Genomic DNA, 23,904 nt, shown 5'->3' with positions numbered 1-23,904 from the left:
GCGTCGGTCTACAAGATGGGTTCGAGGCATGTAGGGACAAATGCGTAACGGCCTTTACTCCATTCACGTGGATCTGCTCGATGGCCGTTCCGGCAAGGGCAGCGGCGTCATCGTGTTTCGTGATGGCGCGATCCGTGGCGGGGATGCCTACCTGTTCTACACCGGCTCGTATTCAGTCCAGCAAAACTCGGCGAGCTTCCGTGGTGAAGTGGTCGTCAATCAGCACACCCGCTCGCCGGATGTGAACCCGCTGTTCGGCGGCGGCGAGGTCAGCATCGGCGTCTCAGGCAAATACACCGACACTGGCGGCACGATGAATGGCGTAGCCCTGGTCGGCAAGCAGAGCCTGATGTTCAGGGCCACGCTGCGCAGGCTGGCCGACGCGGATTAACAACTTTGACAATCTGCGCGCGTTACTTTTCCGTTGCTTGAACGGATGGAGGTGCGCTTGGTCCCGCTCGAAATCGTCGTTCCGGTCATCATGAGCTGTGCCCTCCTCTGGTGGGTGAGCCGCGGCATGACATGGAGCACTCGGCTGATCGTCGCGGCAATTACGCTCGTCGTCGTGATCTGCATCGTGCTGTTCGAGCGCGCCGGCTACTGGCCCGACCAGTTTCGCCGTTGACGGATTGCTGAGTGCTCCGAGCGGCCTTGCCCGCACTGTGACACTCCTCACGCAACAGGCGATAGAGATGGCGGAATGCGACTTCGGCCGCGCCGGTGAGCTCCGATGGCATGAACCTGCTTTGTGCCTGTTGCGGCCATCAGCGGCCACAGCTATTGGCGGCACGTCGGTTCGGACCAAGACGGAGAACACAAATGCTGAGCGGCGAGGCTCTCGACATCGCTTTCGCCCTGCGGTCCACGATTGGGCCATTGGCGCAAGGCAGCGGACCGACCGTCGAACGCCTGCGCGAGACGGTCAACCTGTCGGAAAGCGAGGTGGCGCGCGCGCTCGCCGAGCTCGAAAGCGTCGGGTTCGTCAGCATTGATCGCGATTCCGCCCCCGAGGCGGCCGTCGTCGTCCTTGCGCCGCTGCAGATCTACCTCGACGACCTGGAGAATCAGGGCACAGACGACTTCTGATCTTGAACAGCCCTGGCAGTTCCCGATCCGTATTGGCGGCAACTAATCCATGACCTGTCGTCACGAATGCCACGCATCAAGAGGTAAGACGGTATTATTGGCAGCAGCCGTCGCTGCCCGTCGGTCAACATGACGCTTGCGTCACTATTCGTGCTTGCAAATGCGTCAGCCTGGGGTTGTAATCATTCTAACGTGGCACCTTGCGCGAATGATAACGCATCATCCGGGGCCACACAGCCGGATGATCGCTAGCGGAGCAAACCCCAATGCACGGCACGATCCAGCCGGCAGAAGAAGCGCGTGAGCGCGCCTATTCGACGCCACTCGAGGATTTCGACGTCGGCCATCCTGAGCTGTACCGCACGGACAGTTTCTGGCCGTATTTCGACCGGTTGCGTAAGGAAGAACCCGTTCACTACTGCAAGGATTCGATGTTTGGGCCGTACTGGTCGGTGACCAAGTACAACGACATCATGGAGATCGAAACCAACCACGCGGTGTTCTCCTCCGCTGCTGCGCTCGGCGGCATCACCATTCGCGATGTCCCGGTAGACCTGCGGCGCGAGAGCTTCATCGCCATGGACCAGCCCCGGCACGGCCCGCAGCGCAAGACCGTCGCGCCGATGTTCACGCCGACCCATCTCGACGAGCTGGCAATCAATATTCGCAAGCGGTCTGCCTCTTGCCTCGACAACCTGCCACGCCATGAGACCTTCGACTGGGTCGACAACGTCTCAATCGAGCTCACGACGCAGATGCTGGCCGTGCTGTTCGACTTCCCTTGGGAAGATCGGCACAAGCTGACGCGCTGGTCGGACGTCGCCACCACACTGCCGGGACCGGAAGGCCTCGTGCCGACCGAGGAAGCGCGCCAGGCCGAACTCATCGAATGTGCGCGGTATTTTCAGACGCTGTGGGACGAGCGCATGAAACAACCGGCAAAAAGCGATCTTTTGTCGATGATGGCGCACAGCGACGCGACGCGGAACATGGATTTCGCCAACTTCCTTGGCAACCTGATTCTTCTGATCGTCGGCGGCAACGACACCACGCGCAACACACTGTCCGGCAGCATCTATGTGCTGAGCAAATTCCCCGAGCAGTATAAGAAGCTGCGTGAGAACCCTGCCCTGCTCGACAGCTTCGTGCCGGAGGTGATCCGCTGGCAGACACCGCTTGCCCACATGCGCCGTACGGCGCTGGAAGACATCGAATTCAAGGGCAAGCAGATCAAGAAGGGCGACAAGGTCGTGATGTGGTATGTCTCGGGCAACCGCGACGACGAGGTGATCGACAATCCGTACGATTTCATCATCGACCGTAAGCGTTCCCGGACACACCTGTCGTTCGGATTCGGCATCCACCGCTGCGTCGGTCTGCGGCTCGCCGAACTGCAACTGAAGATCATCTGGGAAGAGATCCTGAAGCGCTACGACACGATCGAAGTCATGGACGAGCCGCAGCGCGTCTATTCGAGTTTCATTAAGGGCTATGAAACCTTGCCGGTGCGGATCCCGGCGTAGCGGCAGACGGTCAAAGCCCTTAGCGACCATCCCGTTCGCGGGGCCGTCGCAGGATTCTTAAGAGCAGGAAGTATCATCATGCACGGTACCGTTCAGGGACTGGATCATGCGACCGTCGAAGCCTACTCCATGAAACTGGAGGACATCGACGTCAGCAAGCCGGAGCTCTACCGTTCCGACACGATGTGGCCCTACTTCGAACGGTTGCGAAAGGAAGATCCCGTTCACTACTGTCCGCAAAGCCGCGTCGGCGACTACTGGTCGGTCACCAGGTACAAGGACATCATGCAGGTGGAGACCAGTCACGCGCTGTTCTCCTCCGACGTTCACCTCGGCGGCATCGGCATTCAGGACGTGAAACCGGTCTATGCGCGAGAAAGCTTCATCGCCATGGACGAGCCGAAACACGCCGCTCAGCGCAAGACTGTGCAGCCGATGTTCATGCCGCAGAATCTGGCGAAACTCGGCGACACTATCCGCGTTCGCGCCTGCGAGATCCTCGACAATCTGCCGCGCAACGAAACCTTTGACTGGGTCGACAAGGTCTCGATCGAGCTCACAACGCAGATGCTCGCGATTCTGTTCGATTTTCCATGGGAAGAGCGTCGCAAGCTGACCCGCTGGTCGAACGTTGCCACGGCAGCACCGGGAAATCGCGAGATCATCGCCTCTGAAAAGGCGCGCGATGACGAACTGCAGGAGTGCGGAGCCTATTTTGCCCGACTATGGGAAGAGCGCGCCAAGCAGCCGCCGAAGACAGACCTTCTGTCGATGATGGCGCACAGCGAGGCCACGCGAAGCATGGATCCCCGCAATTTCCTCGGCAACCTGATCCTCCTCATCGTCGGCGGCAACGACACCACCCGTAACTCGCTGTCCGGCAGCGTCTACGCACTGAACAAGTTCCCGGAAGAGTATGCGAAGCTGCGCAGAAATCCGGACCTGGTGCAGAATCTGGTGCCTGAGGTGGTCCGCTGGCAGACGCCGCTGACCCACATGCGTCGCACCGCGCTCACTGATACGGAAATCGGCGGCAAGCAGATCAAGAAGGGGCAGCGCGTGGTGATGTGGTACGTCTCGGGCAATCGGGACGAGGAAATGTTCGAAAAGGCCAACGACTTCATGATCGAGCGGCGGAACTCGCGCAATCATATCTCGTTCGGCTTCGGCATTCATCGCTGCCTCGGTCTGCGCCTCGCGGAGCTGCAGCTTCGCATCACCTGGGAAGAGATCCTGAAGCGCTTCGATACGATCGAGGTCGTGGCCGAACCGAAGCGCGTCTATTCCAACTTCATCAAAGGTTACGAGACGCTGCCGGTGCGGATTAACGCCTAGGCGAAGGGACGACACCGCAGGCGACGACCGCAAGATCGCAAGCGTTTGCCAAATTCTCGACCGTCGTCCCCGCGAACGCGGGGACGCAATATTCCAGAGCGGCACAGACCTGAGTTCAGAGGCCGCGGTGTACTGGATGCCAGCTTCCGCGGGGCATGACCGCAGACACCAACGGCGTGGTGAACGACCTTCGTGCGCCTCAAACCAGACTTTCCCTGCCCTAAATCCCCTCGAACAGCGCGGTCGACAGGTAGCGCTCGGCGAACGAGGGCACGACAGCAACGATGGTCTTGCCCGCGTTATCCGGCCGCTTGCCAAGTTCGATCGCGACTGCGATCGCGGCGCCAGACGAAATACCGCCGGCGATCCCCTCGGTCCGCGCCAAGGCGCGCGACGTATCGATCGCCGTGGCGCCGTTCACCCGCATGATCTCGTCGATCATCGAACGGTCGAGAATATCCGGCACAAATCCCGCGCCGATCCCCTGAATCTTATGGGGTGTATGCTGGCCGCCACCCAGCACCGGGCTCTCCTCTGGCTCGACCGCAATCACCCGCAACGACGGCTTGCGGGGCTTCAGCACCTGCCCAACGCCGGTAATGGTCCCTCCCGTGCCGACACCGGCGACAAACAGATCGATGTTGCCCTGGGTATCGTTCCAGATTTCCTCCGCCGTGGTGAGACGGTGGATCTCCGGGTTAGCGAGGTTCTTGAACTGCTGCGGAATGACCGAATTCGGCGTCGAACGGTTGATCTCCTCGGCAGTCGCGATCGCGCCCTTCATGCCCTGCGCGGCCGGCGTCAGCACCAGCTCAGCGCCGAGGAAGGCAAGCATCTTGCGCCGCTCGATCGACATCGATTCCGGCATCACCAGCTTGAGCCGGTAGCCTTTGGCAGCGGCGACGAATGCCAGCGCAATACCCGTATTGCCCGAAGTGGGTTCGATCAGCACCGTGTCAGCATTGATGACACCGGCCTTCTCCATCGCGCCGATCATGGCCGCACCGATGCGGTCCTTCACGCTTGCTGCCGGGTTGAAGTACTCGAGCTTGGCGAGGATCACGGCCTTCGCGCCGCGCTGCTGCGGCAGCTTGTTCAGTCGCACCAGCGGCGTATCGCCGATTGCGTCCGCAATGCTGTCGTAAACGCGGCCCCGTCCGGGCACACGCGATGACGAGGAGGAAACAGCTTGAACAGGCGACGGCATTTGCAAGATCTCCAGATGAGGTGCGAACGAACTTAACGCAGCGGACGCGGGTCTGTCGAAGCAGAAAGCTCGCGCGCGTTTCACGGACGCAGCCGCGTCCTCGCAGCAATTGCAGATAATTTTCTGATCGGATTTGTCGCGCAGGAGTCGATCAAAGGCGCTTCAATACACTTCGAATTAATCGAAATACTCCAATGTATCGAGCCGATCATTACGTTTCAGAAACTAGGCACTGCGCTGCACAACGACCTTCGCGAAATAAACGCATTAGTGTCGCGAGACCGTCAGACAAATCCATGATACGTTGCGTGCACTTAGCCGTTGGGGATCGTTCAACTCTTAAGAGAGGAGGCCACGATGTCAGCGATCGCTGAACGACTGTCGACCGACACGCCTCGTCCGGCCCCCCGCGCGAGCGACATGCCGACTTGCCCTATCTGCGCCGACTCCCTTGTGGCAGCGGAAGGCTCCGCTTTCTCGGCGGATGGCGAACTGAGCTACCTCTGGAGTTGTGAGACCTGCGGCTACGGTTTCGTCACGAGGCACGCGGTCAAGACCTTCGTCTGCTACTGACTGGAAGCAGTGCACTAGCGCGGATCGATATCGCCCCGCGCCCATGCTGCACGGACCTCCGCGCGGAATGTCTCGAACGTTCCGCCGGCAATGGCACCTCGCATGCCCTGCATCAATTGCTGATAGTAGGCGATGTTGATCTCCGAGAGCAGCATCGCCCCCAGCGCCTCGTTCGATTTGACCAGATGGTGCAGGTAGGCGCGCGAAGCGCTGCGCGTGGCCGGCCAGGGGCTCGTCTTGTCGAGCGGCCGCGGGTCGTCGGCGTGGCGCGCGTTGCGCAGGTTGACCGCCCCCCGCGGCGTGAAGGCGACGCCGTGGCGGCCGTTGCGGGTCGGCAGCACACAGTCGAACATATCGATGCCCCGCGCCACCGCTTCCAGCAAATCTTCCGGCGTCCCCACGCCCATCAGATATCGCGGCCGATCATTCGGCAGCAAAGGCGCGGTCTCTTCGATCATCTCGAGCATCACGGCCTGTGGCTCGCCGACCGCCAAGCCGCCGATCGCATAACCGTGGAAGCCGATATCGACCAGCGCGCGGGCGCTGGCGTGGCGCAGCATCGGCACATCGCCCCCCTGCACGATGCCGAACAGCATTTTGCCCGGCGACGACGCCTCAAAGGCACGCTTGCAACGCTCAGCCCAGCGCAGCGACAGCTGCATGGCACGTTCGATGTCGCCGCGGGTCGTCGGCAGGCGCACACATTCGTCGAGTTGCATCGCGATATCTGCACCGAGCAGCCGCTGCACCTCGACCGCACGCTCTGGCGAAAGCACGACGCTTGCGCCATCGATGTGCGAGCGGAACGTGACCGCCTCCTCCGTGACCTTGCGCAACTGGGCGAGCGACATGACCTGAAAGCCGCCTGAGTCGGTCAGCATCGGCCCATTCCAGCCCGTGAAGCGCTGCAAACCACCCAGCGCCGCGATGCGTTTGGCACCGGGCCGCAGCATCAGGTGGTAGGTATTGCCGAGCACGATGTCGGTGCCTGCTTCCCGCACGTCGCGCCAATGCAGGCTCTTCATCGCACCGGCGGTGCCGACAGGCATGAACGCCGGCGTTCGCACCACGCCATGCGTCGTCGTCAGGTGACCGGTCCGGGCCGCGCCGTCGGTCTGCAACAATTTGAAATGGTTGGGCACGCTCATCGAAATAGCGCGTAATCGGCTTGACCGCGCCTGTAAAGCATTGACGCGGCATGGCACCGACCATATGGTCCGGCCCCGATGATCACGACCACCCAGCGCGCCACGACGAAAACGCCATTCCGGGCGGAGGAAAGCGCGCGCGTTTAGATCACCACTTTAATCGCTGCTTGACCGAAGCCCCGCCTGAGAAGGTCCGGGGCTTTTTTGTTGCCCGAAGGAGACCAACGTGAAGACCAGCCCCACCGTAGCGATCGTCGGCGTCAGCGGCGCCGTCGGCGCGGAATTCATAGCCACCATGGACAAGCGGAAATTCCCGGTAGGCACACTGAAGGCGCTGGCCAGCGCGCGATCCGCCGGCAAGTCCCTCGGCTTTCGTGGTCGCGAGGTCGTTGTCGAAGAGCTGACCGAGAGCTCATTTTCCGGCGTGGACATTGCGCTGTTCTCGGCTGGCGGCAGCGTCTCGAGGACATTCGCGCCTCTTGCCGTCAAGGCCGGCACCGTGGTGGTCGACAACTCGTCGGCCTTCCGCATGGCGCCGGACGTGCCGCTCGTGATCCCGGAGATCAACGCCGATCGCGTCAAGGATCACAAGGGCATCATCGCCAACCCGAACTGCGCGGCGATCACGGCGCTGGTGCCGCTGTGGCCAATCCACCGGAAGAACCGGATCAAGCGATTGATCATCTCGACCTACCAGGCGGCAAGCGGCGCCGGCGCGGCCGCGATGCAGGAACTGGTCGAGTCGACACGTGCGAGCCTCAACGGAGAGGCCTTCGCACCAAAGGTGCTGCCGCATCCTTACGCCTTCAACCTGTTCAACCACAATACGGCCGTCGATCCGGAGACGGGTTACAATGATGAAGAAACCAAGGTCATCAAGGAGAGCAGGAAAATCTTCGAGGACGACCGGATCGCGATCGGCGTGACGTGTGTACGGGTGCCGGTTCTGCGTGCGCATTGCGCCGCCATCACTTTTGAATGCGAAACACCGATTTCCGAAGACGAGGTTCGCGCGGCCCTCGCGGATGCACCTGGCGTAAAAATCGTCGATGACCGGGTGAAGAACTATTTTCCGATGCCGATCGATGCATCGTGCCGCGATGACGTTCTGGTCGGCCGCATCCGCAAGGATTTGAGCGATCCTTCAGGCCATTCGATCTCGATGTTCGCGGCAGCCGATCAGCTTCTTAAAGGCGCAGCCCTGAACGCGGTGCAGATCGCGGAACTCGTGCTCAGGAGGCAGTGATGGTGACCCAATCGCCCATGGCCCTGCGCTGTCGTGCCGGTGAAGGCGGGCATGATGGCAGAAATGTCAGTTAGCCGCGTCGTTAGACCTGCGCACGAAACAGCAGGCTGGCGTCGCCGTAGGAATAGAACCGGTAGCCGTTCGCCACCGCATGGGCGTAGGCGGTCTTCATGGTGTCGAGTCCGGAAAACGCCGCAACCAGCATGAACAGAGTCGAACGCGGCAGATGGAAATTGGTCATCAGTAGGTCGACGGCACGAAAGCGGTAGCCTGGTGTGATGAAGATCGAGGTATCGCCACAGAACGCGCCGAGCTTGCCGCCCTCGCCGACGGCACTTTCGAGCAGCCGCAGCGAGGTGGTGCCGACCGCGACGATGCGCCCACCCGCATCCCGTGCGGCGTTCAGCGTATCGGCCGTGTCAGCGGAGATCTCGCCCCATTCCGCGTGCATCCTGTGACCGGCGGTATCGTCGGCTTTCACCGGCAGAAACGTACCGGCTCCCACATGAAGCGTGATGCGTTGGACCTGTACCCCCTTTGCCCGCACCGCGGCTTCGAGCTCCGGGGTGAAATGGAGTCCAGCCGTGGGGGCCGCAACGGCCCCCTCCTCGCGCGCGAACATCGTCTGATAATCGCTCGCATCGCGATCGTCCGCCGGGCGCTTGCCGGCGATATATGGCGGCAGCGGCGTATTCCCCATCTCGGCGATCGCCTGATCGAGCACCGGGCCGTGGAAGGTGAAGGCGAACGTCACCTCGCCGGCGTCGCCCTTCGCTTCAACCGTCGCGTCGAGCTGCCCGAGGAAACACACCCGGCCTTCCGCGCCAAAGCGCACGATGTCGCCGACGTTGAGCCGCTTCGCAGGCTTCGCCAACGCTTGCCAGCGTGAGCCGTCAATACGCTTGACCAGCGTCGCCTCGATCTTTGGTTCAGTGCCACGACCGAGCCGGCGGCCGGTCAGTTGCGCGGCAATGACTTTGGTGTCGTTGACGACGAGCTGATCGCCCGGCCGGAGGAACTCCGGCAGATCGCGGACACCACGATCTGCGAGTGGCTCACCTGTCCTGACAACGAGCATGCGCGCGGCATCGCGTGGACTTGCCGGTCGCAGCGCGATCCGTTCGGGCGGAAGATCGAAGTCGAACAGGTCGGTGCGCATGAGCGCTCAGGGCCTCCCCCTCATCTCAGAGGAGAAGACGGGCCGCTACGCGTCCAACGCCATGCGCGCCTTGACGATCTTGTCAGGGTCCTGCACCGGCTCGCCGCGCTTGATCTTGTCGACGTTCTCCATGCCCTCGGTGACCTTGCCCCAGACAGTATACTGCTTGTCCAGGAAACGTGCGTCATCGAAGCAGATGAAGAACTGGCTGTCGCCGGAATTCGGATCCGCCGCGCGCGCCATCGACACTGTGCCGCGCACATGCGGTTCGGCGTTGAACTCGGCCTTGATCTTCTTGCCCGAGCCACCGGTGCCGGTGCCGTGCGGGCAACCGGTCTGCGCCATGAAACCGTCGATCACCCGGTGAAAGACGATACCATCGTAGAAGCCCTTCTTGACCAGGCCCTTGATCTGCTCGACGTGCAACGGCGCGAGATCGGGCCGCATCTCGATCGTGACCGGCCCCTGTGTGGTCTCGAGGATCAGTGTGTTCTCAGTGGCCATATTCTTCACTCCCTTGCTACTTGATGTCCGACGCGACTTGCACCTTCACCATCTTGTCGGGATCGGTCACAGCACCACCAGCGGAACCTGGAGGTGCCTTCTTCAGCTTGTCGACGACATCCATGCCCGATACCACATCACCGATCACGGTGTACTGGCCATTGAGGCTCGCCTGTTCGCCAAACATAATGAAGAACTGCGAGTTGGCGCTGTCGACGCTGTCGCCGCGCCGCGCCATGCCGACGATACCGCGCTTGAACGGCACGTTGGAGAACTCCTGTTTCAGGTTCGGATGTTTCGACCCGCCGGTGCCGTTGAAATTCTGGCCGTCACCAGTCTGGGCCATAAAGCCGTCGATTACGCGATGGAACGGCACGTTATTATAGTAGCCCTCCCGCGCCAGCGTTTTCAACCGCTCGGCGTGCGCCGGTGCGATGTCGCTGCGCAGCTTGATGACGATGCGGCCTTTGGTCGTGTCGATCACTAGCGCATTGGATTTGTCGAGATTGGCAGGCAGCGGCTGTGCAAGCGCCGGCCCGACGGCAAACAGCAAAGCGACGACGGCGAAGAAGCGGATCATGGAAGCTCCGGATGGTGAAGGGATCAGATCAGTCGCGAAGCCCTCAGCCCGCGAGCTTGGCCTTGAGGCTCTTGGCGACGGAGGCAGGCACGAATGCTGAAACGTCGCCGCCCATCCCGGCGATCTGCCGGATCAGTGTGGCGGTGATCGGGCGGACGGCTACGGAGGCGGGCGTAAACACGGTGTGGATGTCCGGCGCCATCGTCTCGTTCATGCCAGCGATCTGCATTTCGTAGTCGAGGTCAGTCCCGTCGCGCAGGCCGCGGATCATAATCGTCGCGCCTACCGCCTTTGCCGCCGTGACTGTCAGGTTGTCGTAAGTTGAGCAGTCGAACTGGCAGCCCGCTGCCTTGGCGATCGGCTCAAACACTTCGCGCACCATCGCCAGGCGTTCTTCCGTGGTGAACAAGGGCTTTTTGCCAGGATGGATGCCGATCGAGACGATCAGCTTGTCGCAGAGGTGGACCGCATGGCGCACCACGTCGAGGTGGCCGTTGGTGACCGGGTCGAATGAACCCGGATAGATGGCGATACGGGGCATGCGCTTCGTCTAACCCGCCGGCCGGGTCGCCCGCAAGCAGGGCTCCAGTTGCAGTCTCTATGCACTAGGCGGCCGCACGTCGTCGGACGGCTAGTGCCCAGCCTTTCGGGTCACCTCATCGGGCTCCAGCAATCCATTGAAATTCAATGATTTTCTCCTGCTTTGTTTCGTCAGCTGCGGATGACGAAACAATTCGAGACCGGCACGAAACCGTTTTCCCGCTCTCGTGCAGAAGTCCTGAAACCGTAACTCGGTAAATCTTTCCTCAACAACGGCGCAAGACGGGCCAACGAGCCCATCGATAACAGGGGACCACCATGATCAAGGCGTTTTCAGCGATTGCCGTCGCGGCCTTCATCGCAGCCGCACTGACAGTTCTCCCGGGCTTCGCTCCGCAGGTCGAAGCGAGCGTGTACTCGTCCATCGCGCTCAAGAAGGCCGACCGCCTCGACTATCGGCCGATTGGCAAGGATTGCTCGCAGCAGGCGTGGCCGAATTTCGAGGCCTCCTGCCTGCGCAATGCCGGCACCAAGACGGCACCGACGCAGGTCCGCATCGTTTCGGTGGCGCAGCGCTAAGAGTTGCGCCTGAAGACGGCCGGAGGATGCCCCCTCCGCTTCTCACTCCCTCCAGGCAAAACTCAAACGGCGGCCAAGGGCCGCCGTTTTTTTTCTCGCGCAGCGCGGTGACACAATCCGTCAGCCACCGTTGCCGTTCTCGGCCTCCTCGATGTGCTCGACGGAAACAACGTGCTCGCCCTCGGCGGTATCGAATACGATCACGCCTTGCGTAGAACGGCCGGCGATACGGATGCCGTCCACCGGGCAACGGATGAGTTGACCGGCGTTGGTCACCAGCATGATCTGGTCGCTCTCTTCGACCGGGAACGACGCCACAAGCTTGCCGTTGCGGTTGTTCACCGACATCGCGACGATACCCTTGCCGCCACGTCCGGTCGTTCGGTACTCAAACGATGACGTGCGCTTGCCGTAGCCGTTTTCAGAGATCGTCAGCACGAACTGCTCGGCTGCCGACATCTCCACATACCGCTGCTCGCCGAGTTCGATGGCGCTGTTCGCCTCTTCCTGATCGGTGCCCGCCTCCTCCTCGGCGTCGCCGCGCCGCACGGCGCTGGCGCGGCGCAGATAGGCCGCCCGCTCCTCGGCGGTCGCCTCGATGTGATGCAGGATCGACAGCGAAATCACCTTGTCGTCATTGCCGAGGGCAATGCCGCGCACACCCATCGAGGTGCGCCCGGAGAACACCCGAACGTCCGTGACCGGGAAGCGGATGCACTGACCGCCGGCCGCTGTCAGCAACACGTCATCGCGCTCGGTACAGATCTGCACGTCGACGATCGCCTCGCCCTCCTGAAGCTTCATTGCGATGATGCCGGACCGGCGAACGTCGGCGAAGTCCGACAGCTTGTTCCTCCGGACGGTTCCGCCGGTGGTGGCGAACATCACGTCGAGGTCCTTCCACGTGCTCTCGTCCTCCGGCAACGGCATGATGGTGGTGATGCGCTCGCCCTGCTCCATCGGCAGGATGTTGATCATCGCCTTGCCGCGGGAGTTCGGCGGCGCCATCGGCAGGCGCCAGACCTTTTCCTTGTAGACCTGACCGCGCGAGGAGAAGAACAACACCGGCGTGTGCGTCGACGCGATGAACAGGCGGCTGACGAAATCCTCTTCGCGCGTCTGCATGCCGGAGCGGCCCTTGCCGCCGCGCTTCTGCGCCCGATAGGTCGAGAGCGGCACCCGCTTGACGTAGCCCGCGTGCGACACGGTGACGACCATGTCCTCCCGCTGGATCAGGTCCTCGTCCTCGACCTCGCCCTCCTGTTCGACGATCATCGTCCGGCGCGGCGTCGCGAATTCCTCCTTCACCGCCCGCAGTTCGTCCTTGACGATGCCCTGCACGCGGGCGCGCGAGCGCAGGATGTCGAGATAGTCGGCGATTTCCGCCGCCAGCTTGTCGAGTTCCTCGGAAATCTCGTCACGTCCCAGCGCCGTCAGCCGCTGCAGCCGCAGATCAAGGATCGCCCTGGCCTGCTCCAGCGAAAGCCGGGCCGTGCCGTCCGGGTTGAGGCGATGCCGCGGATCGTCGATCAGCGTAACCATCGCGGCGACGTCCTGCGCCGGCCAGTCGCGCGCCATCAAGGTCTCGCGCGCCGTCGCTGGATCCGGCGACGTGCGAATGACGCGAATGACCTCATCGATATTGGCAACTGCAATCGCAAGGCCCACCAGGATGTGCGCACGGTCGCGCGCCTTGCCCAGCAGGAACTTGGTGCGCCGGGTTACAACCTGTTCGCGGAAGCCGACGAAGATCGTCAGCAGGTCCTTCAGGTTCATCACCTGCGGCCGGCCCGAATCCAGCGCCACCATATTGACGCCGAAGCTCGTCTGCAGCGGCGTGAAGCGGTAAAGCTGGTTCAATACGACGTCCGCCATGGCATCGCGCTTCAGCTCGACGACGACGCGGTAGCCATCGCGGTCCGACTCGTCGCGCAAATCGGCGATGCCCTCGATCTTCTTTTCGCGCACCAGTTCGGAGATACGCTCGACCAGCGAGGCCTTGTTCACCTGATACGGTATCTCGGAAATGACGATCGCTTCACGATCCTTCCGGATTTCTTCGATCTCGACCTTGCCGCGCATGACGACTGAGCCGCGGCCGAGGTGATAGGCTGAACGGATGCCTTGCCGGCCGAGAATGAAGCCTCCGGTCGGGAAGTCCGGGCCTGGAATGATCGAAATCAGGTCGTCGACGCCGAGAGCGGGATTGTCGATCAGCGCAATACAGGCATCGATCGTCTCGCCGAGATTGTGCGGCGGGATATTGGTCGCCATGCCAACGGCAATGCCGCCGGCGCCATTGACCAGCAGATTCGGGAAGCGCGCCGGCAGAACCACCGGCTCCTTCTCGTTGCCGTCGTAGTTCGGCTGGAAGTCGACAGTGTCCCTGTCGATGTCTTCGAGCAGCGCCATCGCCGGCCTGGCCAGACGCGACTCGGTATAGCGCATCGCTGCCGGCGGATCGCCGTCGACCGAGCCGAAGTTGCCCTGCCCGTCGATCAGCATCAGCCGCATGGAGAAATCTTGCGCCATGCGCACCAGCGCGTCGTAGATCGACTGGTCGCCATGCGGGTGATATTTACCCATGACGTCGCCGACTACACGCGCCGACTTCACGAGCTTACTATCGGGTGTGTTTCCCTGCTCGTTCATCGCGAACAGGATGCGCCGGTGCACGGGCTTCAAGCCGTCACGCGCATCGGGCAAAGCACGCGACACGATCACGCTCATGGCGTAATCGAGATACGAGCGCTTCATCTCGTCGAGGATGGAAACGGGCTTAATATCGGAGGGCTGCGGCGGCTCCCCGGGTTTCATGTCGTCGGTATCGGACAAGGTCAATTCCAGGCTGATTTTAGCTGGGAATCATATAGCTGATCGGCGCGCCAAAACCAAATGAATCAGGCGCCAAGCGGGGCTTTTTCTCACCGTCTTTCCAATAACTTACACGGAGATGTTTTCAGTTCCCGAAGGCCACGGCGTGCATGATGCGGCCGGGGACGAAAGTGAACAATCCGGCAATGATCAGCCCGCCGATGAAGATACCAATCACGGTCCTGGCATGACCGCGGATGTTATGCCGGTGCGCAAAGTAGATCGCCATCGGAATCATGGTCAGCACATAGATTGAGATCAGGTGAATAGGACTCCAATCACGCCACAGGCGGATTTCGTGAATCCAGAAGGAGCTGATCGCCACTGTCAGCATCAGGGCGAACCAAATAAAGCCCAGCGTTCGATGCGGCAGCGTACCCTTCGGCGCAGCGAACTGAACCAGGCCGAGGACAAAGGCAGCCATTGCTGCGAAGGCGTGCAGCTGGATCGCGAACGGCGCGTTCAAAAGCGGTGCAAGGCTCATGACACGTCTCCGGCATTTCGTGTGGTCGCACGCTGCGTAGCGCACACGACGTGGAGTGATGCGGTCACTGGGTAGCTGATGACTCCCGCCCATTCGGGGCGTGCGAAAAATACGTCGTATTCAAGGAAGCCGGCGATAAGGCACGCAACTGGACTCCGGATCGCCGCGCCAAACGGCATCCGGAATGGCGCAACGCAAGCCGACGCGCCTCAGTTCGGCACGGCCCTCGCGCTGACGGAGCCCCGCAGCAGGCTGAAGGCGGTGCTAAGCGCCTTGTCGTCCCTTTCTTCGCGGGGAACGTAAGACTGCGAGCCCGGCCGTTCTTCGCTGTCGCCGGAAAGATGCCCTGGCATGGACGCCTCGCCCTGGACGTCCGAACGTCCCTTCAGCGCATCCGGCACATCTTGCAGAATCTCGAGGTCAGGCATGATGCCCTGCGCCTGGATCGAGCGGCCGGACGGCGTGAAATAACGTGCCGTGGTGATAGCCAGCGCGCCCTTGCTGGTTCCGAGCGGAATAAGCGTCTGCACCGAGCCCTTGCCGAACGATCGGGTGCCGACCAGAGTAGCCCGCTTGTGATCGTGCAGCGCGCCGGCGACGATTTCCGACGCCGACGCCGAGCCGCCGTTGATCAGAACGACGAGGGGCTTCCCCCTGGTCAGGTCCCCGCCCCGCGCGGTGAAGCGCTGCGAGTCGGCGGCGCTGCGGCCGCGGATCGAGACCACTTCTCCTCGCGCCATGAACGCGCTCGACACCGAAACCGCCTGTTCAAGCAGCCCACCCGGGTTGTTGCGCAGGTCTACGACGTAGCCCGACAGCTTCTCGCGCGGGATGCGCTTGGCTATGTCGGCGAGCGCCTTGTGCAATTCGCTTGTCGTTTGCTCGCTGAACCTGCTGATGCGCACGTAGCCGATGTCGTCGCCGTCGATGCGATAGCTGACCGACCTCAAACGGATGACTTCGCGGGTCAGCGCGATGTCGACCGGTACGTCTACTCCCTTACGGATGACCTTGAGCCGGACCTGCGTGTTGATCGGCCCCTTCATCCATTCGGAGACCTCCTCCAGCGACACCCCGTGGATCGAGCGGTCGTCTATGTGGGTGATCAGGTCGCCGGACATGATACCGGCTCTCGCCGCCGGCGTGCCGTCGAGAGGCGCGATCACCTGGACGAGATCATCCTCCGCTGTGATTTCGACGCCCACACCGCCGAACTCGCCACTGGTCGTGACTTGCATGTCGCGCCAGGCTTTCGCATCCATGTATCGCGAATGCGGGTCAAGCGACTCGAGCATACCCTTGATGGCGCCCTCGACGAGCTTCGCATCGTCAACCTTTTCGACGTGCTCCCGCTTTAGTCGTTCGAACACCTCGCCCAGCAGATTTAGTTGCGAATAGGTATCGCCGTCAGTAGCGGCATGTGCCGCGCTGAAACCGGGGGCTTGGATCACGAGAAAGCTTAGAATCGTTCCTGCAGCTACGCCGAGGAGACGCAGAGATGCTTTGCGCATTGTCTGTCCTTGTTGCCGGGTCGCCGCCCGGTCGGACGTCGAAACGATGCCCCCGCGAATCCCAAACTTCGAAGAAGCTTGCGGTGAAATTAGGACCACGAGGCCTGGCATGATCGGCCCGATATCAAATCAGCAAAACGTGACGCCGGGCCGCCACCTGGCGACCCGGCACGTCTGCTAACGAAGTCGACTTCGAAGCCGACCTTCAAGGCTAGAATGGAATTTCGTCGTCCATGTCACGACGGCCACCGCCGCCGCCACTTGCGACACGCCGCTGACCACCACCTGCCGGACCGCCCGCGCTGAAGTCGTCGCCGCTCTCGTCGGCGACGAAACCACCACCGCCGCCGCGCGCCCCGTCGAGCATGGTGAGGACCGCATTGAAGCCCTGCAGCACGACCTCAGTCGTGTATTTCTCAGCGCCCTGCTGATCGGTCCATTTGCGCGTCTGCAGCTGGCCCTCGATGTAAACCTTGGCGCCCTTCTTCAGATACTGCTCGGCGATCTTGGCCAGCCCTTCGCTGAAGATGACCACGCGATGCCACTCGGTCCTCTCCTTGCGCTCCCCGGTCGCCTTGTCTCGCCACGTTTCAGACGTGGCGATGCGAAGATTGGCAATGGGACGACCATCCTGCGTGCGCCGGACCTCCGGATCGGCTCCGAGATTGCCTACGAGAATGACCTTGTTGACGCTACCCGCCATCGTACTCTCCACTGAACGCGCGGCCGCCCCAGCCACGTATACCAAAAACTCACCCTATCTTGCGGTCGTCGCCGCCGAGAGCGCCCCGGCGGCTTATCCACACCGCAAATTTTAAGACGCTGGGTCGGACCTTGTTCCACTTATGTTCTATTCGAACTTTGCATACGTGTCCACCCTCGGTTGCGATCGAAGACGCCAATTTTACTCAAAATTTCATCATCTCGCGACTGCGAGAAACATTATTACAGGACAGTGATAAAAGCGGCGTTTCGGGCCCGGAAATGTGGCCGAAGCGCGGCTCTCGGTAACTTTTAACACATTGAAAAAGTTGCCGAATTGTTAGTTTTTGCACCGCAAATTCGCCCCTGGCTGTGTCATTTCGGTGACGGCCATCTGCGCCGGAAATCGCTATGGTCCTGCGCATCAAGCGTCGGGGGTTGCCTATTAGGTTAGCAGCCGTGCGCCGAAGAAGAGGCCGCAGCATCAAGCACGGCCATGCACTGGAGAAGTAAGATGAAGAAGTATTTGCTGGGTACGGTCGCGCTGGTGGCCCTGGCGATCGCAACACCGGCAGCGGCGGCTGACCTGGGTGCACGTTATCCCGTGAAGGCACCGCCGATGGTCGAGCCGGTGTGGAACTGGACCGGCTTCTATGTCGGTATCAACGGCGGCTACGGCTGGGGCGACAGCAAATGGGGTGTGCTCGGCAGCCACGATGTCGACGGCGGAACCGTCGGCGGCCAGATCGGCTACAACTGGCAGATTGGTCCCTGGGTGCTCGGCCTCGAAGCGCAGGGCAACTGGGCGGACTTGTCGGGTTCGAACGCTAACACGCTGTTCGGTGTGACCAACCACTCGAAGGTCGATGCTTTCGGCCTGTTCACCGGTAAGGTTGGCTACGCGTGGAACCAGTTCATGCTCTACGCCAAGGGCGGCGCGGCGGTTCAATCCGTTGAATATAGCGTCTCCAACACGCTGAACGGCGTCACGCTCGGCTCTGCCGACGAGACCCGCTGGGGTGCCTCGGTTGGCGTCGGCTTCGAATACGCCTTCGCTCCGAACTGGTCGGCCGGCCTGGAGTACAATCACCTGTTCATGGGCAAGGACGACATCGCGTTCTCGCCTGCGAACGCGAGCGATCGCATCCGCCTCGACACCGACGTCTTCACCGGCCGCATCAACTACCGCTTCGGTGGTCCGGTCGCCACGCGCTACTGAGATCGCGCGACGATCCGAAACACGGAAAGGCCGGCCTCGCGCCGGCCTTTTTGTTTGCATGTTTTATTGTTCTGGTGGAACAGCAGCAGATCGGCGAAAAGCTACTGACAGTTCCTGACACTGTGCTGCAGGAAGCGGTTGATGAGGCGGACGAGCCTCTGGAAAAGCCGCATCGTTCCCACTATGTTCCGTAGCGCCGATTACCCAGCAGCGCGAACGTCATTTCAGCGCGCGATAGTCTCCGCGCGGAGAGCCCCGGAATTGATCGATGGATGAAGTGCTCAAGGCGAACCGCAAGCAGTCCGCGGCAGGCGGACTTCGCGCCATCACGATTCGCGGCGCGCGCGAGCACAATCTGAAGGGCATCGACCTCGAGATTCCGCGCGACAAGCTGGTCGTGTTCACGGGGCTGTCCGGCTCCGGCAAGTCGTCGCTCGCGTTCGATACGATCTACGCGGAGGGCCAGCGCCGCTACGTCGAATCGCTCTCTGCTTACGCGCGACAATTCCTGGAAATGATGCAGAAGCCGGACGTCGATCAGATCGACGGCCTGTCGCCGGCCATCTCGATCGAGCAGAAGACGACCTCCAGGAATCCACGCTCCACGGTCGCGACCGTGACCGAGATCTACGATTACATGCGCCTGCTGTGGGCGCGCGCCGGCGTGCCCTACTCTCCCGCAACCGGCCTGCCGATCGAAAGCCAGACCGTCAGCCAGATGGTCGATCGCGTGCTGGCGCTACCCGAAGGCACGCGGCTTTATCTGCTGGCGCCGGTGGTGCGCGGTCGCAAGGGCGAGTACCGGAAGGAACTCGCCGAATACCTCAAGAAGGGCTTTCAGCGCGTCAAGATCGACGGCAAGTTCTATGAACTGTCGGAAGCACCGGTGCTCGACAAGAAGTTTCCGCACGATATCGACGTGGTGGTCGACCGCATCGTCGTACGCGCCGACATCGCCCAGCGGCTGGCGGAAAGCTTCGAGACGGCGCTGAAGCTGGCGGAAGGCCTCGCGGTCGTCGAGTTCGCCGATGGTCCGGCGACCAGCGAACCCGTTGAAAATAATAAGAAGTCGGACAAGAAGACCGCGAAGATCCACGACAAGTCAGGCCCGGAACGCCTGCTGTTCTCGGAGAAGTTCGCCTGCCCGGTCTCCGGCTTCACCATTCCCGAGATCGAGCCTCGGCTGTTCTCGTTCAACAACCCGTATGGCGCCTGCCCGCAGTGCGGCGGCCTTGGCGTCGAGCAGCACATCGACGCTGACCTCGTCGTCCCCGACAAGGAGCTGACCCTGCGCAAGGGCGCAATCGCACCGTGGGCGAAGTCGTCATCGCCGTACTATGTGCAGACGCTGACGGCGCTCGGAAAGTTCTACAAATTCACTCTCGACACCAAGTGGAAGGATCTGCCCAAAAAGACGCAGAACGCGATCCTGCACGGCTCCGGCGAGGACGAGATCAAATTCGCCTATGACGACGGCATGCGCTCCTACGAAACCAGGAAGCCGTTCGAGGGCATCGTCACCAACCTCGAGCGCCGCTTCCGCGAGACCGAGAGCGAATGGGCCCGGGAGGAACTCGGAAAATACTTCACCGACATTCCCTGCGCCGCCTGCAATGGCTACCGGCTGAAGCCTGAAGCGCTGTGCGTGAAGGTCGGCGGCAAGCACATCGGCGAAGTGGCCGAACTGTCCGTCAAGGGCGCGGGCGAGTGGTTCGAGGCCGTGCCGAAGAAGCTGAACAAGCAACAGAACGAGATTGCGGTTCGCATCCTGAAGGAGATCCGCGATCGTCTCACGTTTCTGAACGACGTCGGTCTCGACTATCTGACGCTGTCACGCGCCTCCGGCACGTTGAGCGGCGGCGAAAGCCAGCGCATTCGTCTGGCCTCGCAGATCGGCTCGGGACTTACCGGAGTGCTGTACGTGCTCGATGAGCCGTCGATCGGCCTGCACCAGCGCGACAACGCCCGCCTGCTGGAGACGCTGCGGCGGCTGCGCGATCTCGGCAACACCGTGATCGTGGTCGAGCATGACGAGGATGCGATCCACACGGCCGACTACGTGGTGGACGTCGGTCCTGGCGCCGGTGTGCATGGCGGCCGCATCGTCGCCCAGGGCACCCCGGACGACATCATGCGCAATCCCAACTCGATCACCGGACAGTATCTGACCGGCGAGAAATTCATCTCGATCCCGCAGCGCAAGCCGCCGAACCACCGCCGCACGATCAAGGTGGTCAACGCGCGCGGCAACAATTTGAAGAACGTCACGGCGGAAATTCCGCTGGGCCTGTTCACGGCCATTACCGGCGTCTCCGGCGGCGGCAAGTCGACGCTGCTGATCGACACGCTTTACAAGGCCATCGCCCGAAAGCTCAACAACGCGAGCGAGGGCCCGGCCCCGCACGATCGCATCGAGGGACTGGAGCATATCGACAAGATCATCGATATCGACCAGTCGCCGATCGGCCGCACGCCGCGCTCCAATCCTGCAACCTACACCGGTGCATTTACGCCCATCCGCGAATGGTTCGCCGGATTGCCTGAGGCCAAGGCACGTGGCTACGAGCCCGGGCGCTTCTCGTTCAACGTCAAGGGCGGCCGCTGCGAGGCCTGCCAGGGCGACGGCGTCATCAAGATCGAGATGCACTTTCTGCCCGACGTGTACGTCACCTGCGATACCTGCAAGGGCAAGCGCTACAACCGCGAGACGCTGGAGGTGCTGTTCAAGAACAAGTCGATCGCCGACGTGCTCGACATGACGGTCGACGAAGCGGCGGAGTTCTTCAAGGCGGTGCCGCGGGTGCGCGACACGTTCCGGACGCTGCAGCGTGTCGGCCTCGGCTACATCCATGTCGGCCAGCAGGCGACCACGCTCTCCGGCGGCGAGGCGCAGCGGGTGAAGCTCGCCAAGGAACTCTCCAAACGTGCGACCGGTCGTACGCTCTACATCCTCGACGAGCCGACCACGGGCCTGCACTTCCACGACGTCTCGAAACTGCTCGAGGTGCTGCACGAGTTGGTCAACCAAGGCAACAGCGTCGTCGTCATCGAGCATAATCTCGAGGTCATCAAAACTGCCGACTGGGTGATCGATTTAGGCCCTGAAGGCGGTGACGGCGGTGGCGAGATCGTCGCCTGGGGTCCGCCTGAAGATATCGCCAAAGCTCAGCGCAGCTACACGGGCAAGTTTCTGAAGCCTGTGCTGGCGAAGAAGCACGAAGGTAGCGTGAAGAAGTCGAGCGAGGAAGGAACGGAAGAAGCGGCGGAGTAAACTGCTTCGCTGCGCGAGCCTGCCGGCACCTCGCTACGATGGAACAACGCAGCGTCCCCGTTGTTGAGCGAGCGTGTATTCCGCTCTACGGCCGCGCCTCATGGCTTCCGCGAGCTACAACCTTTTCCGCGCCGCGATCCTGACCGAACGGCAGGTGACTTGCGACTACGAGGGCCGCCGGCGTGAACTGTGCCCGCACATCATCGGCACCAACAAGAATGGCGAGGAAGTCGTTCTGGCCTGGCAATTCGCCGGCGAGAGCAGTGGCAAGCTGCCTCAATGGCGCTGCCTGAAGCTGGCTGCTGTCCGCAACCCGCAGGCGCGTGAGGGGCGATGGTTTGCCGGCAACTCGCACCGCACCGAGCAAACGTGCGTCAGCCGGATCGATCTCGACATCAACATCCATGTCCGCAAGTTGCGGTCGCAGTAGCTCTTGAAAACGCCCTCCGAAGCGTGAAAATAGCTGCGTGACTTGGGCAAACCTGCAACGCAAGCTGCGCCAGCTCTACGAGGGGTCGACGCCGCAGGGCGTTCGCTTCCGTTATGTGCTGCTCGCATTCGACGTCGTCACGATCCTCTTCATCATCGCGACCTCGTTCCTGCCGTCCACCCAGGTGACGGATATCATCGACGTCGCGTTCGGCACTCTGATCCTTGCCGACTTCGCGGCGCGGCTCTTTATCAGCCGCAACCGCATGCGGGAGATGACCCGCATATCCACCTGGACAGACATCGTCGCGATCATCTCGTTCCTGGCGCCGCTCGCGGGAGAAGGCGGCGGCTTCCTGCGCATTCTGCGCACCTTGCGGCTGTTGCGCGACTACCAGATGCTGACGCGCCTGCGCAGCGATTTCAGTTTCTTCCGGCGTAACGAGGAGGTCATCTTCGCCGTCACGAATCTTGCGGTCTTCATCTTCATCATGACGGCGATCGTCTACGAGACGCAGAAATTCCGCAATCCACAGATCGTCAACTACGCCGATGCGCTGTACTTCACCGTTACCGCATTGACCACAACCGGCTTCGGCGACATCACCCTGCCGGGAACGATCGGCCGGCTGATCTCGGTGATCATCATGATTTTCGGCGTGACGCTGTTCTTCAACCTCGCGCGTGCGCTGATTGCGCCGAACAAGGTCCGTTTCCCCTGCCCGACATGCGGCCTCCAGCGCCACGACGTCGATGCGGTGCACTGCAAGGCCTGCGGCACCATTCTCAACATTCCGGATGAAGGTATAAGGTAGCAGGCAACGAAAGTACACGAGGAGGAATCATGCGCGCGGCCATTTTTCGCGGCGGCGAAATCGTCGCCGACACGCTGCCTGAGCCTGTACCCGGCGCCGGGCAGGTGCTGGTGAAGACGCTTGCCTGCGGTATCTGCGGCTCCGATTTGCACGCGCGCAAGCATGCCCGCCGGATGGCGGAGATGACGCAGCATCTGGGCGGCACGCGCAAGCCGATGGATCCGTCACGGGATGTCGTGTTCGGTCACGAGTTCTGCTGCGAGATCATCGAGCACGGGCCATCGACCGAGCGGCGGTTCAAGCCCGGCGCGCGGGTCTGCTCCGTGCCTGCTCTTCTTGGCGGCGATGGACCAAAAAGCATCGGCTACTCCAATGACCATGTCGGCGGCTATGCGGAGCGCATGCTGCTCAGCGAGGCGCTGATGCTGGAGGTGCCGAACGGTCTGCCCGCCGAGCACGCGGCGCTGACCGAGCCGCTCGCGGTCGGCGTCCACGCCGTTGCCAAGGCCAACGTGCAGGGTGACGAGGTGCCGCTGGTGATCGGCTGCGGACCCGTCGGACTGGCCGTGATCGCTGCCCTGAAATTGAAAGGGCTACACCCGATCGTCGCTGCCGACTACTCGCCTGCGCGGCGCACACTGGCCGAGAAGATGGGCGCCGACGTTGTGATCGATCCGGCGACCGAACTTCCCTTCAAGACCTGGGCGGAGCATGCTGCCATGACGCCCGAACAGAAGGCCGCGCGGCCGCCCGCGCGGGCGTGGCTACCGGCCCTGAAGGGCGCCTTGATCTTCGAATGCGTCGGCGTGCCCGGCGTGATCCAGCAGATATTCGAGGGAGCGCCGCGCGACGCACGCATCGTCGTCGTCGGCGTCTGCATGGAAACCGATCGCTTGGAGCCGATGCTGGGCATCATGAAAGAATTGAACGTGCAGTACGTGCTGGGCTACACGCCTCTCGAATTCGCAAGCTCGCTGCAGCTTCTGGCGGATGGCAAGGTCGATGCGGCGTCCCTCATCACCGGCAAGGTCGGCATCGAGGGTGTCGCGCAGGCGTTCGCCGATCTCGGTAATCCGGAACGGCACACCAAAATCCTCGTCGAGCCGTGGCGGTGATCCG

The 23,904-nt window shown here is 62.0% G+C and carries 23 protein-coding genes; 13 read left to right on the top strand and 10 right to left on the bottom strand.

The window, feature by feature from the left end; all coding sequences use genetic code 11:
• Positions 1-40 precede the first annotated feature (40 nt).
• The 5 genes from RCO31_RS14150 to RCO31_RS14130 all read left to right on the top strand — a co-directional run bounded on the left by RCO31_RS14150 (position 41) and on the right by RCO31_RS14130 (position 3,944).
• Positions 41-391, top strand: a complete 351-nt coding sequence (locus tag RCO31_RS14150) for a GrlR family regulatory protein (protein ID WP_308969045.1) — start codon at positions 41-43, stop codon at positions 389-391.
• 57 nt (positions 392-448) lie between these two features.
• Positions 449-625 (top strand): hypothetical protein, encoded by a 177-nt coding sequence (locus RCO31_RS14145; protein ID WP_374991478.1) that lies wholly within the window; start codon positions 449-451, stop codon positions 623-625.
• A 194-nt stretch (positions 626-819) separates the two neighbouring features.
• Complete coding sequence (locus tag RCO31_RS14140; RefSeq protein WP_308969044.1) at positions 820-1,086, top strand: hypothetical protein; 267 nt, start codon at positions 820-822, stop codon at positions 1,084-1,086.
• Positions 1,087-1,352: 266 nt separating this feature from the next.
• Entirely contained in the window at positions 1,353-2,609 is a 1,257-nt protein-coding gene (locus RCO31_RS14135) for a cytochrome P450 (RefSeq protein WP_308969043.1), read from the top strand.
• A 78-nt stretch (positions 2,610-2,687) separates the two neighbouring features.
• Positions 2,688-3,944 (top strand): cytochrome P450, encoded by a 1,257-nt coding sequence (locus tag RCO31_RS14130; protein ID WP_308969042.1) that lies wholly within the window; start codon positions 2,688-2,690, stop codon positions 3,942-3,944.
• A gap of 220 nt (positions 3,945-4,164) precedes the next feature.
• Here RCO31_RS14130 and cysK read toward each other — a convergent pair whose 3' ends face one another.
• Complete coding sequence (gene cysK, locus RCO31_RS14125) at positions 4,165-5,151, bottom strand: cysteine synthase A (RefSeq protein ID WP_308969041.1); 987 nt, start codon at positions 5,149-5,151, stop codon at positions 4,165-4,167.
• A 357-nt stretch (positions 5,152-5,508) separates the two neighbouring features.
• Here cysK and RCO31_RS14120 point away from each other — a divergent pair, with 357 nt between their 5' ends.
• The gene (locus tag RCO31_RS14120) at positions 5,509-5,724 is read left to right on the top strand and encodes a hypothetical protein (protein WP_308969040.1); all 216 of its coding nucleotides are present in this window, start codon (positions 5,509-5,511) and stop codon (positions 5,722-5,724) included.
• Positions 5,725-5,738: 14 nt separating this feature from the next.
• Here RCO31_RS14120 and tgt read toward each other — a convergent pair whose 3' ends face one another.
• A complete protein-coding gene (tgt, locus tag RCO31_RS14115) occupies positions 5,739-6,872 on the bottom strand; it encodes a tRNA guanosine(34) transglycosylase Tgt (protein ID WP_308969039.1) in 1,134 nt (377 codons plus the stop codon).
• 226 nt (positions 6,873-7,098) lie between these two features.
• Here tgt and RCO31_RS14110 point away from each other — a divergent pair, with 226 nt between their 5' ends.
• A complete protein-coding gene (locus RCO31_RS14110; protein ID WP_308969038.1) occupies positions 7,099-8,118 on the top strand; it encodes an aspartate-semialdehyde dehydrogenase in 1,020 nt (339 codons plus the stop codon).
• Positions 8,119-8,200: 82 nt separating this feature from the next.
• Here RCO31_RS14110 and queA read toward each other — a convergent pair whose 3' ends face one another.
• From queA to coaD, 4 genes are read right to left on the bottom strand one after another with little or no spacing between them, the layout of a single operon-like run.
• Entirely contained in the window at positions 8,201-9,277 is a 1,077-nt protein-coding gene (queA, locus tag RCO31_RS14105; RefSeq protein WP_308969037.1) for a tRNA preQ1(34) S-adenosylmethionine ribosyltransferase-isomerase QueA, read from the bottom strand.
• Between the two features lie 45 nt (positions 9,278-9,322).
• The gene (locus tag RCO31_RS14100) at positions 9,323-9,781 is read right to left on the bottom strand and encodes a peptidylprolyl isomerase (protein WP_308969036.1); all 459 of its coding nucleotides are present in this window, start codon (positions 9,779-9,781) and stop codon (positions 9,323-9,325) included.
• A 16-nt stretch (positions 9,782-9,797) separates the two neighbouring features.
• Positions 9,798-10,361, bottom strand: a complete 564-nt coding sequence (locus RCO31_RS14095; protein ID WP_308969035.1) for a peptidylprolyl isomerase — start codon at positions 10,359-10,361, stop codon at positions 9,798-9,800.
• A 43-nt stretch (positions 10,362-10,404) separates the two neighbouring features.
• A complete protein-coding gene (coaD, locus tag RCO31_RS14090) occupies positions 10,405-10,902 on the bottom strand; it encodes a pantetheine-phosphate adenylyltransferase (RefSeq protein WP_308969034.1) in 498 nt (165 codons plus the stop codon).
• 317 nt (positions 10,903-11,219) lie between these two features.
• On the opposite strand from coaD, the gene RCO31_RS14085 reads away from it, so the two are divergent.
• Positions 11,220-11,480 carry a hypothetical protein gene (locus RCO31_RS14085; protein ID WP_308969033.1) on the top strand — a complete coding sequence of 87 codons (261 nt, stop codon included), beginning with the start codon at positions 11,220-11,222 and terminating at the stop codon, positions 11,478-11,480.
• 120 nt (positions 11,481-11,600) lie between these two features.
• Here the strand turns inward: RCO31_RS14085 and gyrA are convergent, their stop codons facing one another.
• From gyrA to RCO31_RS14065, 4 genes are all read right to left on the bottom strand, one after another.
• Positions 11,601-14,297 (bottom strand): DNA gyrase subunit A, encoded by a 2,697-nt coding sequence (gene gyrA, locus RCO31_RS14080; RefSeq protein ID WP_308969103.1) that lies wholly within the window; start codon positions 14,295-14,297, stop codon positions 11,601-11,603.
• 142 nt (positions 14,298-14,439) lie between these two features.
• Positions 14,440-14,838 carry a DUF2306 domain-containing protein gene (locus RCO31_RS14075; protein WP_308969032.1) on the bottom strand — a complete coding sequence of 133 codons (399 nt, stop codon included), beginning with the start codon at positions 14,836-14,838 and terminating at the stop codon, positions 14,440-14,442.
• Positions 14,839-15,047: 209 nt separating this feature from the next.
• Positions 15,048-16,349, bottom strand: a complete 1,302-nt coding sequence (locus RCO31_RS14070) for a S41 family peptidase (protein ID WP_308969031.1) — start codon at positions 16,347-16,349, stop codon at positions 15,048-15,050.
• 211 nt (positions 16,350-16,560) lie between these two features.
• The gene (locus RCO31_RS14065; RefSeq protein ID WP_308969030.1) at positions 16,561-17,052 is read right to left on the bottom strand and encodes a single-stranded DNA-binding protein; all 492 of its coding nucleotides are present in this window, start codon (positions 17,050-17,052) and stop codon (positions 16,561-16,563) included.
• A gap of 513 nt (positions 17,053-17,565) precedes the next feature.
• Between RCO31_RS14065 and RCO31_RS14060 the strand changes: the two genes are divergently transcribed.
• The 5 genes from RCO31_RS14060 (at position 17,566) to RCO31_RS14040 (ending at position 23,900) form a co-directional block, all read left to right on the top strand.
• Positions 17,566-18,270, top strand: a complete 705-nt coding sequence (locus RCO31_RS14060; RefSeq protein ID WP_308969029.1) for an outer membrane beta-barrel protein — start codon at positions 17,566-17,568, stop codon at positions 18,268-18,270.
• Between the two features lie 268 nt (positions 18,271-18,538).
• The gene (uvrA, locus tag RCO31_RS14055; protein WP_308969028.1) at positions 18,539-21,541 is read left to right on the top strand and encodes an excinuclease ABC subunit UvrA; all 3,003 of its coding nucleotides are present in this window, start codon (positions 18,539-18,541) and stop codon (positions 21,539-21,541) included.
• Positions 21,542-21,641: 100 nt separating this feature from the next.
• Complete coding sequence (locus tag RCO31_RS14050; protein WP_308969027.1) at positions 21,642-21,971, top strand: hypothetical protein; 330 nt, start codon at positions 21,642-21,644, stop codon at positions 21,969-21,971.
• A gap of 37 nt (positions 21,972-22,008) precedes the next feature.
• Positions 22,009-22,785 (top strand): potassium channel family protein, encoded by a 777-nt coding sequence (locus RCO31_RS14045; protein WP_308969026.1) that lies wholly within the window; start codon positions 22,009-22,011, stop codon positions 22,783-22,785.
• A 29-nt stretch (positions 22,786-22,814) separates the two neighbouring features.
• Positions 22,815-23,900: a zinc-binding dehydrogenase gene (locus RCO31_RS14040; protein ID WP_308969025.1), complete on the top strand. Its 1,086-nt coding sequence runs from the start codon at positions 22,815-22,817 to the stop codon at positions 23,898-23,900.
• The last annotated feature ends 4 nt before the right edge of the window (positions 23,901-23,904 follow it).

This window comes from Bradyrhizobium sp. LHD-71, from assembly GCF_031157255.1.
In the GTDB taxonomy this organism is placed as follows: domain Bacteria; phylum Pseudomonadota; class Alphaproteobacteria; order Rhizobiales; family Xanthobacteraceae; genus P52-10.
Note: the sequence above shows the minus strand (reverse complement) of the source record. Positions and strands in the feature narration are given on the sequence as shown.